Source organism: Bacillota bacterium, assembly GCA_033549065.1.
In the GTDB taxonomy this organism is placed as follows: domain Bacteria; phylum Bacillota; class Dethiobacteria; order DTU022; family DTU022; genus JAWSUE01.
Genome location: JAWSUE010000009.1, coordinates 61,594 through 79,471, shown reverse-complemented (window position 1 = coordinate 79,471; position 17,878 = coordinate 61,594). Strand labels below are relative to the sequence as shown.

General features: G+C 44.6%; 16 protein-coding genes. 15 read left to right on the top strand and 1 reads right to left on the bottom strand.

Annotated elements, in window-relative coordinates; translation table 11 throughout:
- The first annotated feature begins 6 nt into the window (after positions 1-6).
- The gene (locus SCJ97_07670) at positions 7-288 is read left to right on the top strand and encodes a hypothetical protein (protein ID MDW7739917.1); all 282 of its coding nucleotides are present in this window, start codon (positions 7-9) and stop codon (positions 286-288) included.
- 5 nt (positions 289-293) lie between these two features.
- Here SCJ97_07670 and SCJ97_07665 read toward each other — a convergent pair whose 3' ends face one another.
- A complete protein-coding gene (locus SCJ97_07665) occupies positions 294-3,137 on the bottom strand; it encodes a PBP1A family penicillin-binding protein (GenBank protein MDW7739916.1) in 2,844 nt (947 codons plus the stop codon).
- A gap of 209 nt (positions 3,138-3,346) precedes the next feature.
- Here SCJ97_07665 and SCJ97_07660 point away from each other — a divergent pair, with 209 nt between their 5' ends.
- The 14 genes from SCJ97_07660 to ftsY all read left to right on the top strand — a co-directional run bounded on the left by SCJ97_07660 (position 3,347) and on the right by ftsY (position 17,815).
- Positions 3,347-5,518, top strand: a complete 2,172-nt coding sequence (locus tag SCJ97_07660) for an acetate--CoA ligase family protein (GenBank protein ID MDW7739915.1) — start codon at positions 3,347-3,349, stop codon at positions 5,516-5,518.
- A gap of 49 nt (positions 5,519-5,567) precedes the next feature.
- Positions 5,568-5,987, top strand: coding sequence for a NusG domain II-containing protein (locus tag SCJ97_07655; GenBank protein ID MDW7739914.1), 420 nt, complete (start codon positions 5,568-5,570; stop codon positions 5,985-5,987).
- Between the two features lie 114 nt (positions 5,988-6,101).
- Positions 6,102-6,632 (top strand): DUF177 domain-containing protein, encoded by a 531-nt coding sequence (locus SCJ97_07650; GenBank protein ID MDW7739913.1) that lies wholly within the window; start codon positions 6,102-6,104, stop codon positions 6,630-6,632.
- A 21-nt stretch (positions 6,633-6,653) separates the two neighbouring features.
- A complete protein-coding gene (rpmF, locus tag SCJ97_07645) occupies positions 6,654-6,830 on the top strand; it encodes a 50S ribosomal protein L32 (protein MDW7739912.1) in 177 nt (58 codons plus the stop codon).
- A 99-nt stretch (positions 6,831-6,929) separates the two neighbouring features.
- Positions 6,930-7,970, top strand: a complete 1,041-nt coding sequence (gene plsX / locus SCJ97_07640; protein MDW7739911.1) for a phosphate acyltransferase PlsX — start codon at positions 6,930-6,932, stop codon at positions 7,968-7,970.
- Positions 7,948-8,946 (top strand): beta-ketoacyl-ACP synthase III, encoded by a 999-nt coding sequence (locus SCJ97_07635; GenBank protein ID MDW7739910.1) that lies wholly within the window; start codon positions 7,948-7,950, stop codon positions 8,944-8,946. Before plsX ends, SCJ97_07635 begins: the two co-directional genes overlap by 23 nt.
- Before the next feature lie 26 nt (positions 8,947-8,972).
- Positions 8,973-9,923, top strand: coding sequence for an ACP S-malonyltransferase (gene fabD, locus SCJ97_07630; GenBank protein ID MDW7739909.1), 951 nt, complete (start codon positions 8,973-8,975; stop codon positions 9,921-9,923).
- Positions 9,924-9,965: 42 nt separating this feature from the next.
- The gene (gene fabG / locus SCJ97_07625; GenBank protein ID MDW7739908.1) at positions 9,966-10,709 is read left to right on the top strand and encodes a 3-oxoacyl-[acyl-carrier-protein] reductase; all 744 of its coding nucleotides are present in this window, start codon (positions 9,966-9,968) and stop codon (positions 10,707-10,709) included.
- A gap of 50 nt (positions 10,710-10,759) precedes the next feature.
- Positions 10,760-10,987, top strand: coding sequence for an acyl carrier protein (acpP, locus tag SCJ97_07620; GenBank protein MDW7739907.1), 228 nt, complete (start codon positions 10,760-10,762; stop codon positions 10,985-10,987).
- Between the two features lie 17 nt (positions 10,988-11,004).
- The gene (gene fabF / locus SCJ97_07615) at positions 11,005-12,243 is read left to right on the top strand and encodes a beta-ketoacyl-ACP synthase II (protein MDW7739906.1); all 1,239 of its coding nucleotides are present in this window, start codon (positions 11,005-11,007) and stop codon (positions 12,241-12,243) included.
- 23 nt (positions 12,244-12,266) lie between these two features.
- On the top strand, positions 12,267-12,962 hold the full coding sequence (rnc, locus tag SCJ97_07610) for a ribonuclease III (protein ID MDW7739905.1): 696 nt from the start codon (positions 12,267-12,269) through the stop codon (positions 12,960-12,962).
- A gap of 50 nt (positions 12,963-13,012) precedes the next feature.
- Positions 13,013-13,273 carry a stage V sporulation protein S gene (locus tag SCJ97_07605; protein MDW7739904.1) on the top strand — a complete coding sequence of 87 codons (261 nt, stop codon included), beginning with the start codon at positions 13,013-13,015 and terminating at the stop codon, positions 13,271-13,273.
- A 71-nt stretch (positions 13,274-13,344) separates the two neighbouring features.
- On the top strand, positions 13,345-16,908 hold the full coding sequence (gene smc / locus SCJ97_07600) for a chromosome segregation protein SMC (protein MDW7739903.1): 3,564 nt from the start codon (positions 13,345-13,347) through the stop codon (positions 16,906-16,908).
- Between the two features lie 4 nt (positions 16,909-16,912).
- Positions 16,913-17,815 carry a signal recognition particle-docking protein FtsY gene (gene ftsY / locus SCJ97_07595; GenBank protein ID MDW7739902.1) on the top strand — a complete coding sequence of 301 codons (903 nt, stop codon included), beginning with the start codon at positions 16,913-16,915 and terminating at the stop codon, positions 17,813-17,815.
- Positions 17,816-17,878 lie beyond the last annotated feature (63 nt).

Genomic DNA, 17,878 nt, shown 5'->3' with positions numbered 1-17,878 from the left:
AAACAGGTGATCATAATTAAAGATGATAAAATTCTGGAACAGTTGGTCATTAAACTTCTGGAGCCCGGAATAAGCAAAACGACTACTCAGGTAGTGGAAGAATTCAGAATAGAATATCCCGCTCAATGGAGAGAGCTGGAAAAGGAAGGGGAGATGCTCTTTGGGGTCAGCTGCACCTCTCTGCAGCAGCCGTCAACACGCATCTCCCGTATTCTTCTATCCCTGCCGGAAGAGAAGTGCCTATGTCGGAGAAAGAATAATCAATATTACTGGAGCAAGCCTTTTTAACATATTTATTGCCTTGATTCGACACCCCTCGAAATTATCAAACCTACTTCACTACCCCTGACCAGGGTAGAACCAGCCTCGGGAACCTGCCGCATAACATGACCCCTCGGAACCGAGTCGCTGAACTGTTCACTAACCATGCCTACCCTGAGTCCAGCTCTCGATAACCGCATTTCAGCAATTGCCTGGAATGAACCAACTACATCGGGGACAATAACCAATGAACCCTCTGTAGGTTGTTGGGGTAATATTCCACCAGCGGGTTCAACCATGGTGCTAACTGTAACTGTGGCAGGATCGGATACGGAGCCGTCAGGCATGATTGCGGCAACTGTGTAGGTATAAAAAGTATTTGCTTCGGTTGCTGTATCTGAATATTGCCGGGTATTGCTATCCAGTTCAACGGCAAATCCATCGTCAGACAGGCCGTGTGCACTTCTGCGTAGTTCGAAAGCCCTTACTTCCGGCCCGTTATACTGCCACTGTAAGGTAACTCCGTCTGCAACGACATAAGCTCTGAAGAATGAAAATTCAGTGGTTGTTGAACCCGGTTGTTCGCCCATATCTCCAAAAGGACTTCCCGGTTGCATTTCAAGAGCATCTTCAGGTCCTCTTCCCAGGCCTCCTCTCGAAGACCAGCGGTCATCGGTGATTATGTAGGGAGGACGGTTATAGAAGCCGCCTAGATGCATATCGCATGTGCCAACCGGAACCTGGCCCTCAATGAAGTAGTCAGATATAACAGTTCCAACAGCCTGACACCACTCGTTTGGGCGCAAACCTGATTTATTGCAGACAGATACCGATACTATACCATCTGGTCTCTCAAATTCTGTAACCTCGAGATCTTCAAAAACTTCTAAAAAAACTTCACGTAAAAATGCTGTTGAATAGCGCCACCCCTGCTGGATGCTGCCCATTTTCGGTTCATCATAGCCCATCCAGAATGAGGCTACGATATTTGGAGTATAGGCAACCAGGTATACATCTTTCCAGTTTTCTGTCGTCCCTGTCTTAGCTGCCACAGGGCGGTCAATCTGAAGCGCCCGCCCAAGGTACTTGGTCACAAAATCCTGAAGAATATCACTGACAAGAAAAGCGGATTGCGGGCTGATAATTTGCCTGGGATCAGAGATATATTCATAAAGAATATTACCCTCCCGGTCGACAATTTTCTCCACTGCATGAAGATCAATCTTTACTCCGTTGTTAGCCAGAACACTGTATGCCTGGGCCATATCAATGGCGCTGACCCCGTAGGTCAGGCCGCCCAGTGTCAAGCTTAAATTATCCACCTCATCGGGGTGGAGAGTAGAAATGCCCATACGTTGGGCATAACCGGCGCCAACCCGGGGGCCCAGCGCCTCAAAAGCGCGTATGGCCGGTATATTATAAGAAAAGTAGAGTGCTTGCCTGGCAGTAATCATTCCCCTGAAACGGAAATCGAAGTTTTCAGGGAACCAGTTGCCCCGTGGGTTGATATAAGGCGAATCATCCAATGTTGAACCAGCGCCGGCGAGAACACCTTCCTCGAAAGCCGGGGCATAGGTGATAATTGGCTTAATTGCCGACCCCGGTTGGCGGAGGGTATTGAACCTGAGTACTTCGTTTACGTTTTTCAGATAATCCCGGCCACCGCCGAGTGCAAGCAGCTTGCCGTTGGTCGGGTCAGCCAGTACTATCGCACCCTGTGGTTGGGCGACGCCGCCTTCTTCTATAACCAGTTCCTGAAGCTGTGCCCGTGTTAAGTCGCGATTGGCGGGTATTTCAGCGACTGCTTCTCTTACCAGGGGCATATCGTAATATGCTGTTGACGGATAAAGATCTTCCCTGGAGAGAACATCTTCAACATGTAACTGCATTTCAGGATCGAGAGCAGTATAGACCCTTAGCCCACCTGTATAAATTGCCCTGTAGGCTTCCGAGCGGGATCCGATTTCAGGGATAGCGCTCAGAATCCTGATCAACTCATGGTGTACGACGTAATCCACATAATGGGGGTAAGGATAATCTAGGCTTGGTGGTTCTGAATAGATCATCTGACGATTTATCGCCTGTTCATATTCAGCTTCTGATATCATCTCCAACCTGAGCATGTTTGAGAGGACTAACCTCATTCTACCGATTGCTTCAGGTTCATTGTCAATTGGATTATAAAAATTTGGCGAGCGGACTGCTCCGGCAATCATTGCACCTTCTGCCAGGTTAAGCTCATTTATACTCTTACCAAAATAGGTTTGAGCGGCTGCTTCAACTCCGTAAGCGCCGTTACCGAAATAGACCCTGTTCAGGTAAAGTTCAAGAATCTCATCCTTGGTAAAATTTCTTTCCAGCTGAATGGAAAGCCAGATTTCCTGGATCTTTCTTTTATAACTTGTTTCAGTAGTAAGGAAGGCATTTTGTGCCAGCTGTTGTGAAATTGTACTCGCACCCTGAACAATGCCGCCGGCCCGTAAATTGGTGTAAGCTGCCCTTATACTGCCGATAATATCGAAACCGAAGTGTTTGTCAAAACGTTCATCTTCAATGGCGATAAAGGCGTTCTGGACGTGCATCGGGATCTCATCCAGGCTAACTGCAATCCTGTTCTGTTCTTCATGCAAAGCGGTTACTTCTTCGCCATTGCTGTCATAGAGATAAGATGTTTCAACTGTTTCCAGCTTTGAAGGATCAAAAGGTGGAGCTTCATTCACATAATCGGATACAATCTTAGCGGTTACGGCCCCGCCAGCCAGAAAAAGTAATAGTAAAACCAGCAGCGTAATTTTTAATATACTGCGTCTTTTACTTGTTTTTTTATTTTTTGTTTTAATATTTTTTTGTTCAATCGGAACCTTTTTTTCTGCCAATTATTCTGAAACCTCCTCGACTTTATAAGCACCATAACAATCTATTCAATTATAACATAAGAGATCAAAGGAGATCTTATAACAGAAGCAGCCATTGTTATTAATGTATCTTAAAAAAGTATACCCATTTAGTAATTGATCATGTAAAATATTGATAGGTAAAAATAGATTTAGATATTTCAGCCGACTATGCGAAGGAGGAATTATTGTTGGGTAAGCAACAGCTGCAGAAATTGGGAATAGATAGTCCAAGCGATCTGGAAGCATTCTTTTATCCAGAGTCAATCGCAGTTCTTGGAGCCAGTCAAAATCCGCTGAAACCTAACGGAATTCCTCTCTATCTGTTAAGTATGTTCGGCTACCTCGGGGATGTTTATCCGGTAAATCCCAAATATGATCGGGTTGGCGGTTTAAAATGCTACCCGTCTGTAAGGAAGATAAAAGAACCTGTAGATTTGGCGATCATCGGAGTTCCAGCCGTCCGGACAATGGAAGTTTTGGAAGAGTGTGCTGAAAAAAAAGTAAAGGCTGCCATAGTATTTACATCCGGATTTGCTGAAATCGGCAGTGAAGGTCGGGAGCAGCAAACTGAGATGCGAAAACTTGCCAAAAGAAGTGGAATGCGTATCCTGGGGCCGAATTGCCTGGGTATATTAAATTATTATAACGGCAATATGGCCAGCTTCTTTTACAACCAGGAGCGTAATGATTTAATTCACCCGGAAATGCTGTCCTTTATTACCCAGAGTGGTGGGCTGGGGGGCATAATATACCAAATGATTGTCCAGTTATCGATCGGTTTCAATTATTTTGTCAGCACGGGCAATGAAGCTGATGTATCGTTCGCTGAGATATTAAATTACCTTGTAGATCGCGATGAAGTATCCATAATTGCCGGTTACCTGGAAGGGCTCCAGGGAGATGGAAAGCTTTTCGTCGAAGCCTGCCGAAAAGCACTTGAAAGGAAAAAAATGGTAACGATGTTGAAAGTCGGCAAGACGCCCACCGGTGCTGCAGCAGCCGCATCTCACACAGGAGCATTAGTCGGAGAGGACCTTATCTATGAAGGAGTTTTCAGGCAGTACGGAGTTCCGAGGGCTGAAGATGTTGAACAGATGAATGCCCTGATTGCCCTGAAAGCTTCCGGCCGCATGCCAGCCGGAAAAAGAATGGCTGTAATTACCATTTCAGGTGGCGGAGGGGTTGTAGTGGCGGACAAGTGTCCCGAATATGGCCTTGAAGTGGTCAGGTTATCGGGTGAAACACAACTTAAGCTCCGTGAATTTTTCCCTTCTTTTGGTTCTGTGGTCAACCCGGTGGATTTGACCTCACAGCTTTTTATCGACACCGGGTTATTCCAGAAAGCTTTACGTCTGGTTATGCAGGATCCAGGCGTTGATGTCGGCGGTTTCTTTTATAATCTTGAAATGCCCGATCCTGAAGCGGGGAAGAAGATAATTGAAGTCTACAATGAAATTGACAAACCGCTGGTTGTATTTACCTGGCCAACCGGGCAGGATTATGCACTGGAGGCCAAAAACAGCCTTGTCATGGCCGGTATACCGGTTATAGAGCATATCCCGAGCGGTCTATGGGCCATCAGTGCCCTGGCTGACTGGGTCAGAAAAACTGAAGAAACTATGATATTTCCTGCGACTGAAACAACTATTAGTAAAGCAAAGGCAAAAAAGATTATCGGAGATAATTTATCGCATCACAGCCAATCGATTGCTGAGTGGCAGGCCAAAAAAATCCTCAAGGCTTATGATATTCCGGTTACAAGGGAAATACTGGCCGCTGACCCGCAAGAAGCTGTTAAAGCTGCAAAATCGATCGGTTATCCACTTGTATTGAAGGTTATATCACCACAGATACTCCATAAAAGTGATATCGGTTGTGTGGTATTAAATATTAGCAACGAGGAAGAACTGGTCAGCAACTATAACCGGGTAATGGAAAATGCACGAAAACATAATCCTGATGCTTCCATTGAGGGAATTCTTGTTCAGGAAATGCTTAATCCTGGGCAGGAGATGATCGTCGGCATAAAAAATGATCCGGTTTTCGGTCCGGCTGTCCTGCTCGGTCTCGGTGGTGTCTTTGTAGAAGTTCTGAAAGATGTTTCCACGCGTTTAGCCCCGTTAAGTGAAAAAGATGCGAGAGAAATGATTAATGAATTAAAAGGCAGTGCCATCTTATATGGAACGAGAGGCAGGGCAGAAGCTGACCTGGATGCTATTGTTTCAGTACTGGTTACCGTTTCCCGTTTGGCTGTTGATCTGGAGGATGAAATCGCGGAAATGGATATCAATCCGCTGATGGTGTATGAAAAAGGATCTGGAGTCGTTGTTGCTGATGCCCTCCTGGTGCTGAAAAATTGACTTCCAATAAGTTTACGTAATGTGGTATAATCATTTTTAGGTGAAAAATATGATTAAGATGAAAATAAAAATTGCTGACTATTTTATTATCGGCGTTATATTGATAACCGGCCTGGCTGGATTCTGGTTTAACCTCCAGAATGTCAGCGCTGCCGAGCGAAAGTATGCGGCAATCTATGTTGAAAATAACAAGGTGGCAGAGCTATCGCTTGCCCCGGGTGACTCTTTTACCTATACCCTGAATTTTGGTGAAAACAACCAAAATGTTGGTCTGATCGAAATTGAAGATGGAAGAGTTAGAATGCTCCCGATGGATAAAGATATCTGCCCCAAAGGTATTTGTTCCCACACCGGTTGGATAGAGCATTCTTATGAGAGCATCGTCTGTTTGCCCAACCAGATTATGATTATTTTCTCCGAGACGACAGGACCCAATGAACACGAAGATGTCGATAGTGTAACCTTTTAACCTCTTCGGCTGCATCATTTCCTAGAAGAAGCAAAAGATGTTTATCTGTTTATCTTTGTTGACAAAGATAAGCCTGGTCTATATAATAACTTTAGTTTTTTTGAGGTGTGAGACATGCACATTTATTTGCCTGAGGTCAAGTCAAAAAATGGGGAAGCTGTCGATTACCTTTTTAGGGAGGATTTATCACGCCGTTTCAAGGATTTATCAGAAGGCGGCAGCCTCCTGCTCAAGGCCAGTGCTGTCTGCAGTGGAGAAAAGATTTTAATCAGCGGCAGCATGGAAGTATCAACGAAGACTAATTGTTCGAGATGTCTCGAACCCTTTGACTATGCTTTTAAAACAGATTTTTCCGAGGCTTTTACAATTATTAAAGGTTCGGCAATTGATAAATCTATTGATGACCAGGCCGAACAGGCTGCCAACCAGTTAACTGTAAGCGGAGATTATCTATATCTTGATGAATATATCCGGCAAATGATAATTCTGGCTCAGGAATACAACCCGCTATGCAGAATTGATTGCAAAGGGATTTGTCCCGGTTGTGGGGTAGATCGAAACCGGACAACCTGCCAGTGTAGTGATAATGATAATTCAATTGACGTCAGGCTGCTAAAATTAAAGGAATTGAGTTCAGGCAGCTGAGCTAAAGAAGGAGGAGTCAGAATGGCTGTCCCCAAGCGAAGAACTTCAAAATCGAAAAAGAACATGAGAAGAGCTCAGGATAAACTGGTTGTGCCCAGATTAATTCCCTGTCCCAACTGTGGCGAACTTAAACCGACACACCGGGTATGTTTGAATTGTGGACATTATAAAGGCCGGGAAGCTGTAAAGGTTAAGTAACCTGGCTTATACAGTACGCCCCTTTTGATCAAAAAGGGGCGTACTGTATCTATATATAAATGTGAATCCTGATAGAAATGCAGGGGAAGTGAACAATATATGGTAAAAGTAGCAGTAGATGCAATGGGTGGAGATCATGCCCCCGATGAGATTGTTGCCGGCACTGTAAAGGCTCTTTCCATACTGGAAGATCTTGAAATAATCCTCGTAGGGCACAAAGAGATAATCGAAAAAACCCTGACTAAATTTGAATATCAGAAAAATCGGGTAGAAATACTACATGCTGAAGAAGTTATTAACGGTAATGACGATCCGGGTCTGTCAATACGTAAAAAACGTGAATCTTCAATGGTTAAGGCTTTGCAGTTGGTAAGATCGAGTGAAGCAGATGCGGTGCTAAGCGCAGGAAATACCGGAGCCCTTATGGCGGGCGGCCTACTTTTTTTGGGACGTTTGAAAGGCATAAGCAGGCCGGCGCTGCTTACAGCCATGCCCAGTTTCAGCGATACACCGATTCTCTTTCTCGATGTGGGCGCCAATATGGATGCCCGTCCTGAACAACTTTTACAATATGCCTTTATGGGGCGTATTTACGCCCAGCAGATCCTCAATTGTCAGGAACCAAAAGTTGCCCTTTTTAATGTTGGAACGGAAGCGAACAAGGGAAATAACCAGGTCAGAAAAGCCTACGCATTATTTAATGAATATCTACCAAATTTTTACGGGAACATAGAAGGGACAGATGTATTTTTCAGTGATGCAGATGTAGTGATTTGTGATGGTTTTGTCGGAAATATTTTTTTGAAGACTTCAGAAGGGCTATCCCGGGCAATTCTGGGCTTTTTCAAGCAGGAAATACCTAAGAATTTACGATCTAAGATTGGTGCGTTTTTGCTCAAACCGGTTTTTCTGAGGCTGCGCAACAAAATAGATGATTCCGGTTATGGTGGAGCGCCACTTATGGGAGTTAAAGGGTTATGCATAAAATGTCACGGTTCGGCCAGGGCAAGATCCATAGAACAGGCGCTGATCAAGCAGGCATATCCCTTTGTCAAAAAAAATGTAACCAAACAGCTTCAGGCTGCATTGGAAGAATTATCGACACAGGTTGGGATTGGTGATCAGTGTGAAGAGAAATAAAAATGCTATAATCACAGGAACCGGAGCAGCGTTGCCGGAACAGGTAATTACCAATGCTGACCTGGAAAAAATAGTTGATACAAGTGATGAATGGATTGTATCGAGAACGGGAATCAGGGAGAGAAGAAAGCTGGAAGAGGGTTTATCCAGTGTGGATCTTTCGGAAAAAGCTGCAAAAGAAGCTCTGAAAAATGCTTGTCTCACAGCAGAAGAGATCGATTTAATTCTGGTTGCCACGGTGACGCCCGACTATCCTACACCGTCAAGCTCCTGCATGCTTCAGGACAGGCTGCAGGCATATCAGGCGGCCGCGATGGATATATCCGCCGGATGTACAGGTTTTGTATACGCCCTTGCTGTTGCCCAGCAGTTTATTCGCAATGAAGTTTATAAAAATGCACTTGTAATCGGAGTGGAAGTTTTAACCCGTGTAACAAACTGGGATGACCGCAGCACCTGTGTGCTTTTTGGCGATGGTGCCGGAGCTGTTGTTTTACAGGCGTCGGAAGAAGATCGGGGAATCCTGAATATTTCGCTCAAAGCAGATGGAAGAGGTGCCGATCTATTAATCGTTCCTGCCGGGGGCAGCGCTTTGCCGGCCAGCCGGGAGACTGTAGAAAGTAATTTACATACGATAAAAATGAACGGTAATGAAGTTTTCAAGTTTGCCACAAGGGCTGTTGAGGATGTCTTGATGGAACTCTTTGAGCAGGAGAATTTACAGCCCGATGCATTGGATTATCTTTTTCTGCATCAGGCAAACCTTAGAATTATCGAACATATCCGCAAGCGATTGAAGCTGCCCAGGGAGAAGGTACCGGTAAACATCGATCTCTATGGAAATATGTCATCAGCAACTATTCCGATTGCGATGCATGAGGAGGTAATTTCCGGGAGGTTAAAAGAAGGAGATCTGATAGCTATGGTTGCTTTCGGAGCAGGATTAACCTGGGGCGGTATTCTGTTGAAGTGGTAAAATAAACAACCAGGGAGAGTTTTTTAATGACTGATAAAATAGGATTTCTTTTTCCCGGACAGGGAGCACAGTTTCCCGGAATGGGCTGCGATTTTTATGAAAGCTATCCTGAAGCAAAGGAAATATTCGATACAGCCGGAAAGGTATTCGGTGCCGGATTTATAGATATAATATTTAACGGACCTGAAGAAAAACTGCAGCTGACAGAGTATACACAGCCGGCAATCCTGACTGTAAGCACCGCTATTTATCGAGTGCTTCAAAAACTTGGTTATAAGGCAGAAGGCATGGCTGGTCTGAGTTTGGGCGAATACAGCGCGCTCGTAGCTGCTGAAGCAATGTTGTTTGAAGAGGCACTGCCCCTTGTTCAGAAACGGGGGCTGTTCATGCAGGAAGCTGTTCCCGTCGGGCAGGGTAAAATGATGGCCCTTATGGGGCTTTCCCATAATGAAGTAGAAAAAATTTGCTGTGAAGCAAGCTCAAAAGGGCTGGTCACGGCTGCAAACTATAACTGTCCGGGACAGATTGTTATATCCGGAACTGTTGAAGCAGTAGATTATGCAGCTGAAATAGCCCGTGAAACAGGGGCAAAGAAGCTATCAGAACTGAAAGTGAGCGCTCCTTTTCACTGTAAACTTCTTGAACCGGTTGAATCAAAATTATCTGCTGAAATTGACAGAATAAAAATAAATGAACCTGCTGTTCCGGTTGTTTTTAACATAACTGCCGGATTTGAGGAAGATCCGGGCCGGATCAAAGAAAATCTTATCAGGCAGGTCAGCAGTCCGATTCTGTGGGAACAATCAGTCCGAAAAATGATCGACTTCGGGATTAATAATTTTATCTGCGTCGGCCCCGGCAGCTCCCTTAGCAGGCTGATGAAAAGAATCGCTCCCCATCTCAACACATATTCGGTTGAAACAGTGGAGGCTGTCAGCAAAGAAAGTACTCTGCGAACTAGCTTATTAACTTATTGAGTTTTTGAAGGCTTGGAATCTGGATTTGAAGAGGTGAGTTTTATGAATTTGGTTGGAAAAGTTGCGGTTGTCACCGGTGCCTCCAGTGGTATCGGAAAGGCAACAGCCATCGCCCTGGCCAGGGCAGGGGCTTCCGTTGTCATTAATTATTCACGGAGCGAAAATAGAGCGAATGAGGTAAAAAAACAAATTGATGATTTTGGTGGAAGTGCAGTAATCTGCAAAGCGGATGTTGCCGATTATGGACAGTGTGAGGCCTTGATCCAGAGTGCTATTGATCATTTTAAGAGAATTGATATACTAATTAATAATGCCGGAATTACCCGTGATAATCTTTTAGTCCGGATGAAAGACGAAGATTGGCAGGAAGTGATCGAAACTAACCTGACCGGAGTTTTTAATTGCTGCCGGGCTGTTGTAAAACCTATGCTTAAACAGAAAAGCGGAGGTAGAATTATTAATGTAGCTTCGGTAGCAGGTATACACGGTAACAGCGGACAGGCCAATTATGCGGCATCGAAAGGTGGAGTAATTGCCCTGACCAAAACAATAGCAAAGGAGCTCGGCTCCCGTCAGATAACCGTTAATGCAGTAGCTCCGGGATTTATCGAAACAGAAATGACAGAGGTTCTCGGTGAACAGGTTAAAGAACAGATTTTATCGAGAATTGCCCTGGGGCGGTTTGGAAAGCCTGAAGATGTAGCCGATGTTATTCTCTTTCTTGCATCTTCTGCCGCTTATGTAACAGGACAGGTTATTGCAGTAGACGGCAATTTGTCAATGTGACATCTTACTGTCTCTATGATAAATTAGTAACAGTGAGAGGAGGTGTTTCGGTGAGCGTAGAAGCAAAAGTGAAAGATATTGTTGCCGATCAGCTTGAAGTTGCTGCTGATAAACTTTCGATGGAAACAACTTTTGAAGATATCGATGCGGACTCATTGGATATTGTAGAATTAGTTATGGCTTTGGAAGAAGAATTCGATATGGAAATCTCCGATCAGGAAATTGAGAATATAAAGACCATCGGTGATATTGTTAAATATATCGAATCGAAAGTATAAGCTTTTGAGGTGAAGTCGTGCGCAGAGTTGTAATTACCGGGGTTGGAGTTATTTCACCGATTGGTTCCGACAAAGAAATATTCTGGGACAATCTTGCTAATGCAAAAAGTGGGATTTCTGCAGTGGAAAGCTTCGATGTAAGCCTGTACCCCTGCCGAATTGCCGGTGAAATCAAGAACTTTGACCCTACTGTATACATGGAAAAACGTGATACCAAAAAGGTAGATCGTTTTACCCAGCTTGGTGTCGCAGCTGCTTTAAATGCCTGGAAAGATGCCGGTTTAGACCTTTTGGATTTAAATAAAGATGAAATTGGCGTACTGGTCGGCTCCGGCATCGGCGGTATCCAGACGATAGAGGAACAGTTAAGGATACTTGATCAGAAAGGGCCCCGCAGGGTCAGCCCTTACCTGGTACCCGACCTGATAGCCAATATGGCTTCGGGTTTTATATCAATTATGTTGGGTCTTCGTGGACCCAATTCAACGGTTGTTACTGCTTGTGCAACTTCAACCCATGCAGTCGGTGACGCCTGGCATATTGTTAAGCGAGGCGATGCCGAAATAATGCTGGCAGGAGGAGCAGAAGCAGCGATTAGCCATCTGGCATTTTCCGGGTTTTCTGCAGCCCGGGCCCTCTCCACACGAAATGAAGAACCTGAAAAAGCTTCCCGCCCCTTTGATCTTAAAAGGGATGGTTTTGTTATGGGCGAAGGAGCCGGTGTAGTTGTTATTGAAACCCTGGATCATGCTCTGGCAAGAGGAGCTGAAATATACGGAGAGATAGTCGGTTACGGCATGTCAGGTGATGCTTATCATATGACTGCCCCTGATCCGGATGGTAGGGGTGCATTTTTATGTATGCAGCGAGCATTGAAATCGGCAGCTGCAGAGCCTTCAGAAGTAGATTATATTAATGCTCACGGCACCTCGACCGAGTTTAACGATAAGATTGAAACGATGGCTATCAAGAAAGTTTTTGGTGAACACGCCTATAAGCTGGCTATCAGTTCAACCAAGTCAATGACCGGTCATCTGCTTGGCGCTGCCGGCGGTATAGAGCTAATAGCTACCCTGCTGATCATGAAAAACCAGATCATCCATCCAACAATTAATTACGAATTTCCCGATCCAGAATGCGACCTTGATTATGTGCCAAACGAAGCCAGAAAAAGTAAAGTTGATCTGGCCATTTCAAATTCTTTCGGCTTTGGTGGAACTAATGCAACATTAGCAGTCAAGCGTTATCAACAATGATTTAAACGGGAAGGGAGCCAGTCATGCCTTGGTCTGATAAAGTGCAGCAATTAATCGAAAACCTGGGGTGGGGTGTAGATGATATCAGATTATATGAACAGGCTCTGACTCACAGCTCTTTTGCACACGAACGAGGACACAGGAGAGTACACAATGAACGGCTCGAATTTCTTGGAGATGCTGTTCTGGAACTGGTAATCAGCGATCATCTATTTTTTACTCATCCGAAATTACCCGAAGGGAAGCTCACCAAGCTTCGTGCAGACCTGGTTTGCGAAGCATCCTTGGCCAGACTGGCTTTCAAACTTGGCCTGGCGAAATATGTCCGTCTTGGTAAAGGTGAAGTAATGGGGGGAGGTTTAACCCGGCCTTCCATGCTTGCAGACACGGTGGAAGCTCTTTTTGGAGCCCTTTATCTTGATTTGGGATTGGAAAAATGCAAAAAATATATCCTGGAGTTGTATGAACCTGTTATGCTTGAACTTCGTGAGGGTATTCTCCGGAGAGACTATAAAACATTGCTGCAGGAGTATTCACAAGCCCGTTATTCTGTAACTCCTGCATATCATATCGTAAATGAAAGCGGACCCGACCACGACAAGATGTTCGAAGCGGAAGTGGCACTTGATTCAGAGGCTATAGGCAGCGGGTGGGGACGCAGCAAAAAGGAGGCTGAGCAGGCAGCTGCAAAAGAAGCCTGGAACAAGCTTTCACCTTAGATGGAGCAAACCCTGGTTCGTATTTGATTACGGGAGGAGCATAAAGGTCAATGGAAACTTTAAAAGTTTCGGCTCATTCCAAAACCAAGGCTCTGGCTGGAGCCCTGGCGGCGGTTATAAGAACCGAAGGGGTTGTTGAACTGCAGGCAATCGGAGCAGGGGCGGTAAACCAAGCAATTAAAGCCATTGCCGTTGCCAGGGGTTATGTAGCGCCTAATGGAATCAACCTGATTTTCATACCATCATTTGTTGAAATTTTAGTTAACGAACAAGAGAGAACTGCTATAAAATTCACCGTCGAATCCAGGTGAAGTTGGATGTAAAATTTCGGGGCAGGGGATTTATCCTTTGCCCCATGAATCTTTAATTAGGAGCCCTGCCGGTGTATTTAAAGAAGCTCGAATTATTTGGTTTTAAATCGTTTGCAGAGAAATCGGAGCTTGACTTGAGCCCCGGTATTGCAGCGGTGATCGGACCCAATGGGTGCGGCAAAAGTAACCTGGTCGATGCGGTTCGCTGGGCACTGGGAGAACAGAGTGTTAAATCTCTTCGAGGCTCAAAAATGGAAGAAGTGATTTTTTCAGGCAGTGAAAAAAGAAAAGCCCTGAACTTTGCTGAAGTATCTTTAACCTTTGCCGATGCAGCTTCCTTCCTGAACATCGAATATGACGAAGTGACAATTACAAGACGCCTTTTTCGCAGCGGAGATAGCGAATATTATATAAATAAATCTCCCTGCAGGCTAAAAGATATAACAGAAATGTTCATGGATACCGGACTCGGTAAAGATATCTATTCTGTTATTGGACAGGGACGGGTAGAGGAGATTATCAACAGCCGCCCTGAGGAGAGAAGAGAGATCTTTGAAGAGGCTGCCGGTATTTTTAAATATAAGCTGAGGAAAAAAGAGGCGGGCAGACGTCTCGATGAAACCCGTGAAAATCTGGTCAGGGTGCAGGATTTAATTTTTGAGTTGGAAACCCAGATTGAACCGCTTCAGGAACAGGCAGAGGTAACACGCCGTTATAGAGCTATCAAGGAACAGATCGATACTGAAGAAAAAAAGCTGCTATCCTATCATCTGTATAATTCCCGTGAACAGCTCGGCAAAGTTAACCGCCAGCTGCAGGCTGTCAACGATGCACTACTTACTGCTGCCGCCCGGGGCGGTTTATACGAAAAAGAAGTTCAGGATCTGAAATTTAAACTGCAGGAAGAACAGAGATTAAAAAGAGAACTGGAACAAAATATGTCCAAAAAGTCCAGTACCCTTGAGTACCAGGAAGGTGAATTACGTCTGCAGTTGGAGCGTAAAAGCCGCTTTGAAGAACAGATAGAACAGAATAATCAACGGATCGGGCAGCTGGATATCCTGATGGATGAACTGTCGTCACAGAAAGTTAAAGCCGGAGAGGACCTGGAGGAGAAGAAAGAACTTCTGGCAGATCTTGATATTGAGCTTGAAAAGCTGCGTGCAGAAATGAAAGATCTGGAAAGCAGCGCTTTACCGGGAGAAGTGGATAGGTTAAGAGAAAAAATTTATCTTTCCGGTGCCAGCAAAGAAGCGGCAAAGTCGACAATTGAAGAGTTGAAACGGCGCCTGGGCAAGATCAATATTCAGAAAGAAACCCTGAAGAAAGATCAGGCAGAATTAAACAGCATTTTAGAGAAGCTTGAAAATACGAAGAAGGAAGTAATTTTAAACATCGCAAAACTGAATGAAGAACGTACAGCTGCCGAAAAGTACGAACTTGAACAACTTAAAGAAGAAGAACAAATTAAGCTCAAGCTGGAGAAACTTGGTGAAACAGCTTCCGGGAAAAAAGAAGAACTGCATGGATTGAAAAGCAGGTTAAATCTTCTTGAAGAACAGGAATCGGCATTATCCGGATATTACAGGGGCGTTAAAGAAATTATGCAAGCCGGGTCAACGCTATCCGGCATAGTCGGTCCAGTAGCCGATCTGATTTCTGTCGAAGACGAGCATGTTCAGGCGATTGAAACAGCGTTGGGCGGCAGTCTCCAGTATCTGGTCGCCCGGAATGAAAAAGCGGTACACGAGGCAATTCGTTACCTAAAAGAAGGGAATCGGGGCTGGGCAACCTTTTTACCTCTGGATATAATTCACAGGGCCGCCAATCCTTTGGAACGTTTTCCCGGGTGGAACAAGCTTGAAGGAGTAATCGGTCGGGCGTCCGATCTGGTCAAATTTGATCAAAACTACAGGAAGGCAATTGATTACCTGATGTCAACGGTAATAGTTTGCCGGGATCTCAAGTCTGCCTCTGCAGCAGCGCGTTTTGTTGAACACAGCTGCCGGGTTGTTACCCTTGATGGAGAGATGATCAACCCCGGAGGAATCATGCGAGGGGGCAGTTTACCCAGGCGTAATGCCGGTATGCCTCTGGGCCGCCGTAAAGAGATCGAATCACTCCAACGGGAACAACGGGCAAAAGAAAAAGAATTAGAGACAGTTCTGACTGACCTTGAACAGCTGAAAAAGCGGTTGGATGAGTGCCGTCAGCGGCTGACCGGAGCAGCAGAAAACAAAAAAAGATTGTCTGATTTATACGCAGGTGTGGAGAAAGAATTAAACCAGCTGCAAAGTGAGATTGGACTGACCGAAAGCCGCCTGAAAGCCTCTGAGAGAGCTAATGCGGATCTGATTGCGGAGGAAAAAGAAATTACCGGTCGCCTGGATGAACTACGTAAGGAGATCGAAAAGTCCACTGTTGATATTACAGAACTGGAAAACAGGTTATCAGGAACCAGGGAGCAATATAAGGCTTATCAGGAAGAGAAGAAAATCCTCGAACAGAAAATAACTGAAGTGTTGGTAAAAATAAGTTCATACCGGGAACAGCGGGATTCCCTTTTGGAGCGGCTGGAAAATATTGATAATAGTATTCAAAAACCGGCTATTGAAAAAACTGAGAGAGAAAAAGAGCTTGAAAGATATAAAGCAGAACTGGAAAAGAACAGGGAAATACAATTAAATTTAAAAGCAGAATTGGAAACGATTACTTCAGAGAAAGCCCGCTTGATAGGCAAATATGAAGAAAAAAACCGCCTGGTAACAGAGCTTGAGGCTGCACTTGTTGATCTGGAAGAACAGGGCCGCAGAAAACAAAGTCAGGTTGGACGACAGGAAAAACGAGAAAAACAGCTGACCGTAGAGCAGACTCGGTTGCAAACGGAGATAAGCTACCAGGAGATGCGATTTCGAGAGCTGTTTAATACTCTGGATCTGGTCCGGACAGATGAAAATTATGATCCCGAGGAAAGCCAGTTTACCGTGGAGAATCTGAAAGAAGATATTGAGGCACTCGGAGAAGTTAATCTCGGAGCTATCGAGGAACTGGCCAGGTTGGAAGATAGAATAAACTTCTTAACCGAGCAGAAAGATGATCTACATCGGGGAGAAGCTTCTCTACAGAAAGTTTTGGCAGAAATAGACCAGCGGATGGAATTCTATTTTAAAAAATCTTTTGAGCAGATTAATGAAAACTTTGAACAAACCTTTGTGGAACTTTTTGAAGGGGGGCAGGTTTTACTAAGATTAACCGATCAGGACCATATTCTTGATTCGGGTATTGATATTATCGCCCAGCCACCCGGCAAGAAACTACAGAATATTAATTTATTATCTGCCGGGGAAAAAGTTCTTACGGCCATTGCCCTGGTTTTTGCCATACTACGCTTTAAACCGGCTCCTTTTTACCTGCTGGACGAAGTAGAATCGATGCTTGATGATGCTAACCTGACAAGGTTCACAAAGTTTTTGAAGCAATCATCAGAGGATGCGCAGTTTATCCTGATAACTCACCGCAAAAGAACCATGGAAGAAGCTGAAGTGCTCTATGGTGTTACAATGCCTGAGCCTGGTGTATCCAAGTTAATCTCGTTAAAGCTCGATCATCAGGTCAGGGCAGAAGGGACTAGATAATTTTATGCTCTTAGGTGATCAGTTCAAAAAAGGTTTATCCCGAAGTAAAACAGGTTTCCTCAGCCGTCTGAACAGCATATTTAGCGGTGGCGAGCTTGATGAATCATTCTATGAGGAACTTGAAGAGGCTCTGATTGCAGGCGATGTGGGGATTCAAACCACTATCATGCTTGTTGAAAACTTACGAGAAGAGGCTAAATCGCTTAAGATTAATGAACGGTCGAAAGTAAGAGAACTCCTTAAAACCATGCTGGTTAAACTGATGGATTTTGAAGTGATAAAGCCTGAGCAGTTGGCAACTCCCTATGTTATTTTACTGGTCGGGGTTAACGGGTCGGGTAAAACAACATCTGCTGCAAAACTAGCCGCACTATATAAGCGTTCTGATCAGAAAGTGTTACTGGTTGCCGGTGATACTTTCAGGGCAGCTGCTGTGGAACAACTTGAAATATGGGCTGAACTTGCCGGTGTTAATATCATCAAGCAGCAGTCGGGCTCTGATCCTTCAGCTCTTTTTTTTGATGCCATGAATGCAGCCCGGGCGAGAAATATTGATATTGTGATCGGTGACACGGCCGGTCGACTGCATAATAAGAGCAACCTGATGGAAGAATTAAATAAAATCTATCGTGTTATAAGCAGAAACTGTGAGGGAGCTCCGCACGAGATAATGCTGGTTATTGATGCAACAACCGGTAATAATGCACTGGCACAAGCCAGAAGTTTTAACGAAATACTGCCCCTTACAGGTTTAATTCTGACAAAACTGGATGGGACCGCCCGTGGCGGTATTGTAATCGGTATTCAACGCGAGTTAAAGATACCTGTTCGCTATATCGGCACCGGTGAGGCAATAGAGGATATTGTTCCCTTTGATCCCGGAGAATTTATTAATGCGCTTCTCTAGTTTGCATTTGTTATTTTTTTTTGTTATACTTTCCCTGTAAAGGAATATTGCTTTACAGAGGTG

Excerpts from the sequence above, each read along its gene's own strand:
- SCJ97_07655 (MDW7739914.1), top strand. The coding sequence starts at position 5,568 with ATGATTAAGATGAAAATAAAAATTGCTGACTATTTTATTATCGGCGTT.
- SCJ97_07650 (MDW7739913.1), top strand. The coding sequence starts at position 6,102 with ATGCACATTTATTTGCCTGAGGTCAAGTCAAAAAATGGGGAAGCTGTC.
- rpmF (MDW7739912.1), top strand. The coding sequence starts at position 6,654 with ATGGCTGTCCCCAAGCGAAGAACTTCAAAATCGAAAAAGAACATGAGA.
- plsX (MDW7739911.1), top strand. The coding sequence starts at position 6,930 with ATGGTAAAAGTAGCAGTAGATGCAATGGGTGGAGATCATGCCCCCGAT.
- fabD (MDW7739909.1), top strand. The coding sequence starts at position 8,973 with ATGACTGATAAAATAGGATTTCTTTTTCCCGGACAGGGAGCACAGTTT.
- fabG (MDW7739908.1), top strand. The coding sequence starts at position 9,966 with ATGAATTTGGTTGGAAAAGTTGCGGTTGTCACCGGTGCCTCCAGTGGT.
- rnc (MDW7739905.1), top strand. The coding sequence starts at position 12,267 with ATGCCTTGGTCTGATAAAGTGCAGCAATTAATCGAAAACCTGGGGTGG.
- SCJ97_07605 (MDW7739904.1), top strand. The coding sequence starts at position 13,013 with ATGGAAACTTTAAAAGTTTCGGCTCATTCCAAAACCAAGGCTCTGGCT.
- ftsY (MDW7739902.1), top strand. The coding sequence starts at position 16,913 with ATGCTCTTAGGTGATCAGTTCAAAAAAGGTTTATCCCGAAGTAAAACA.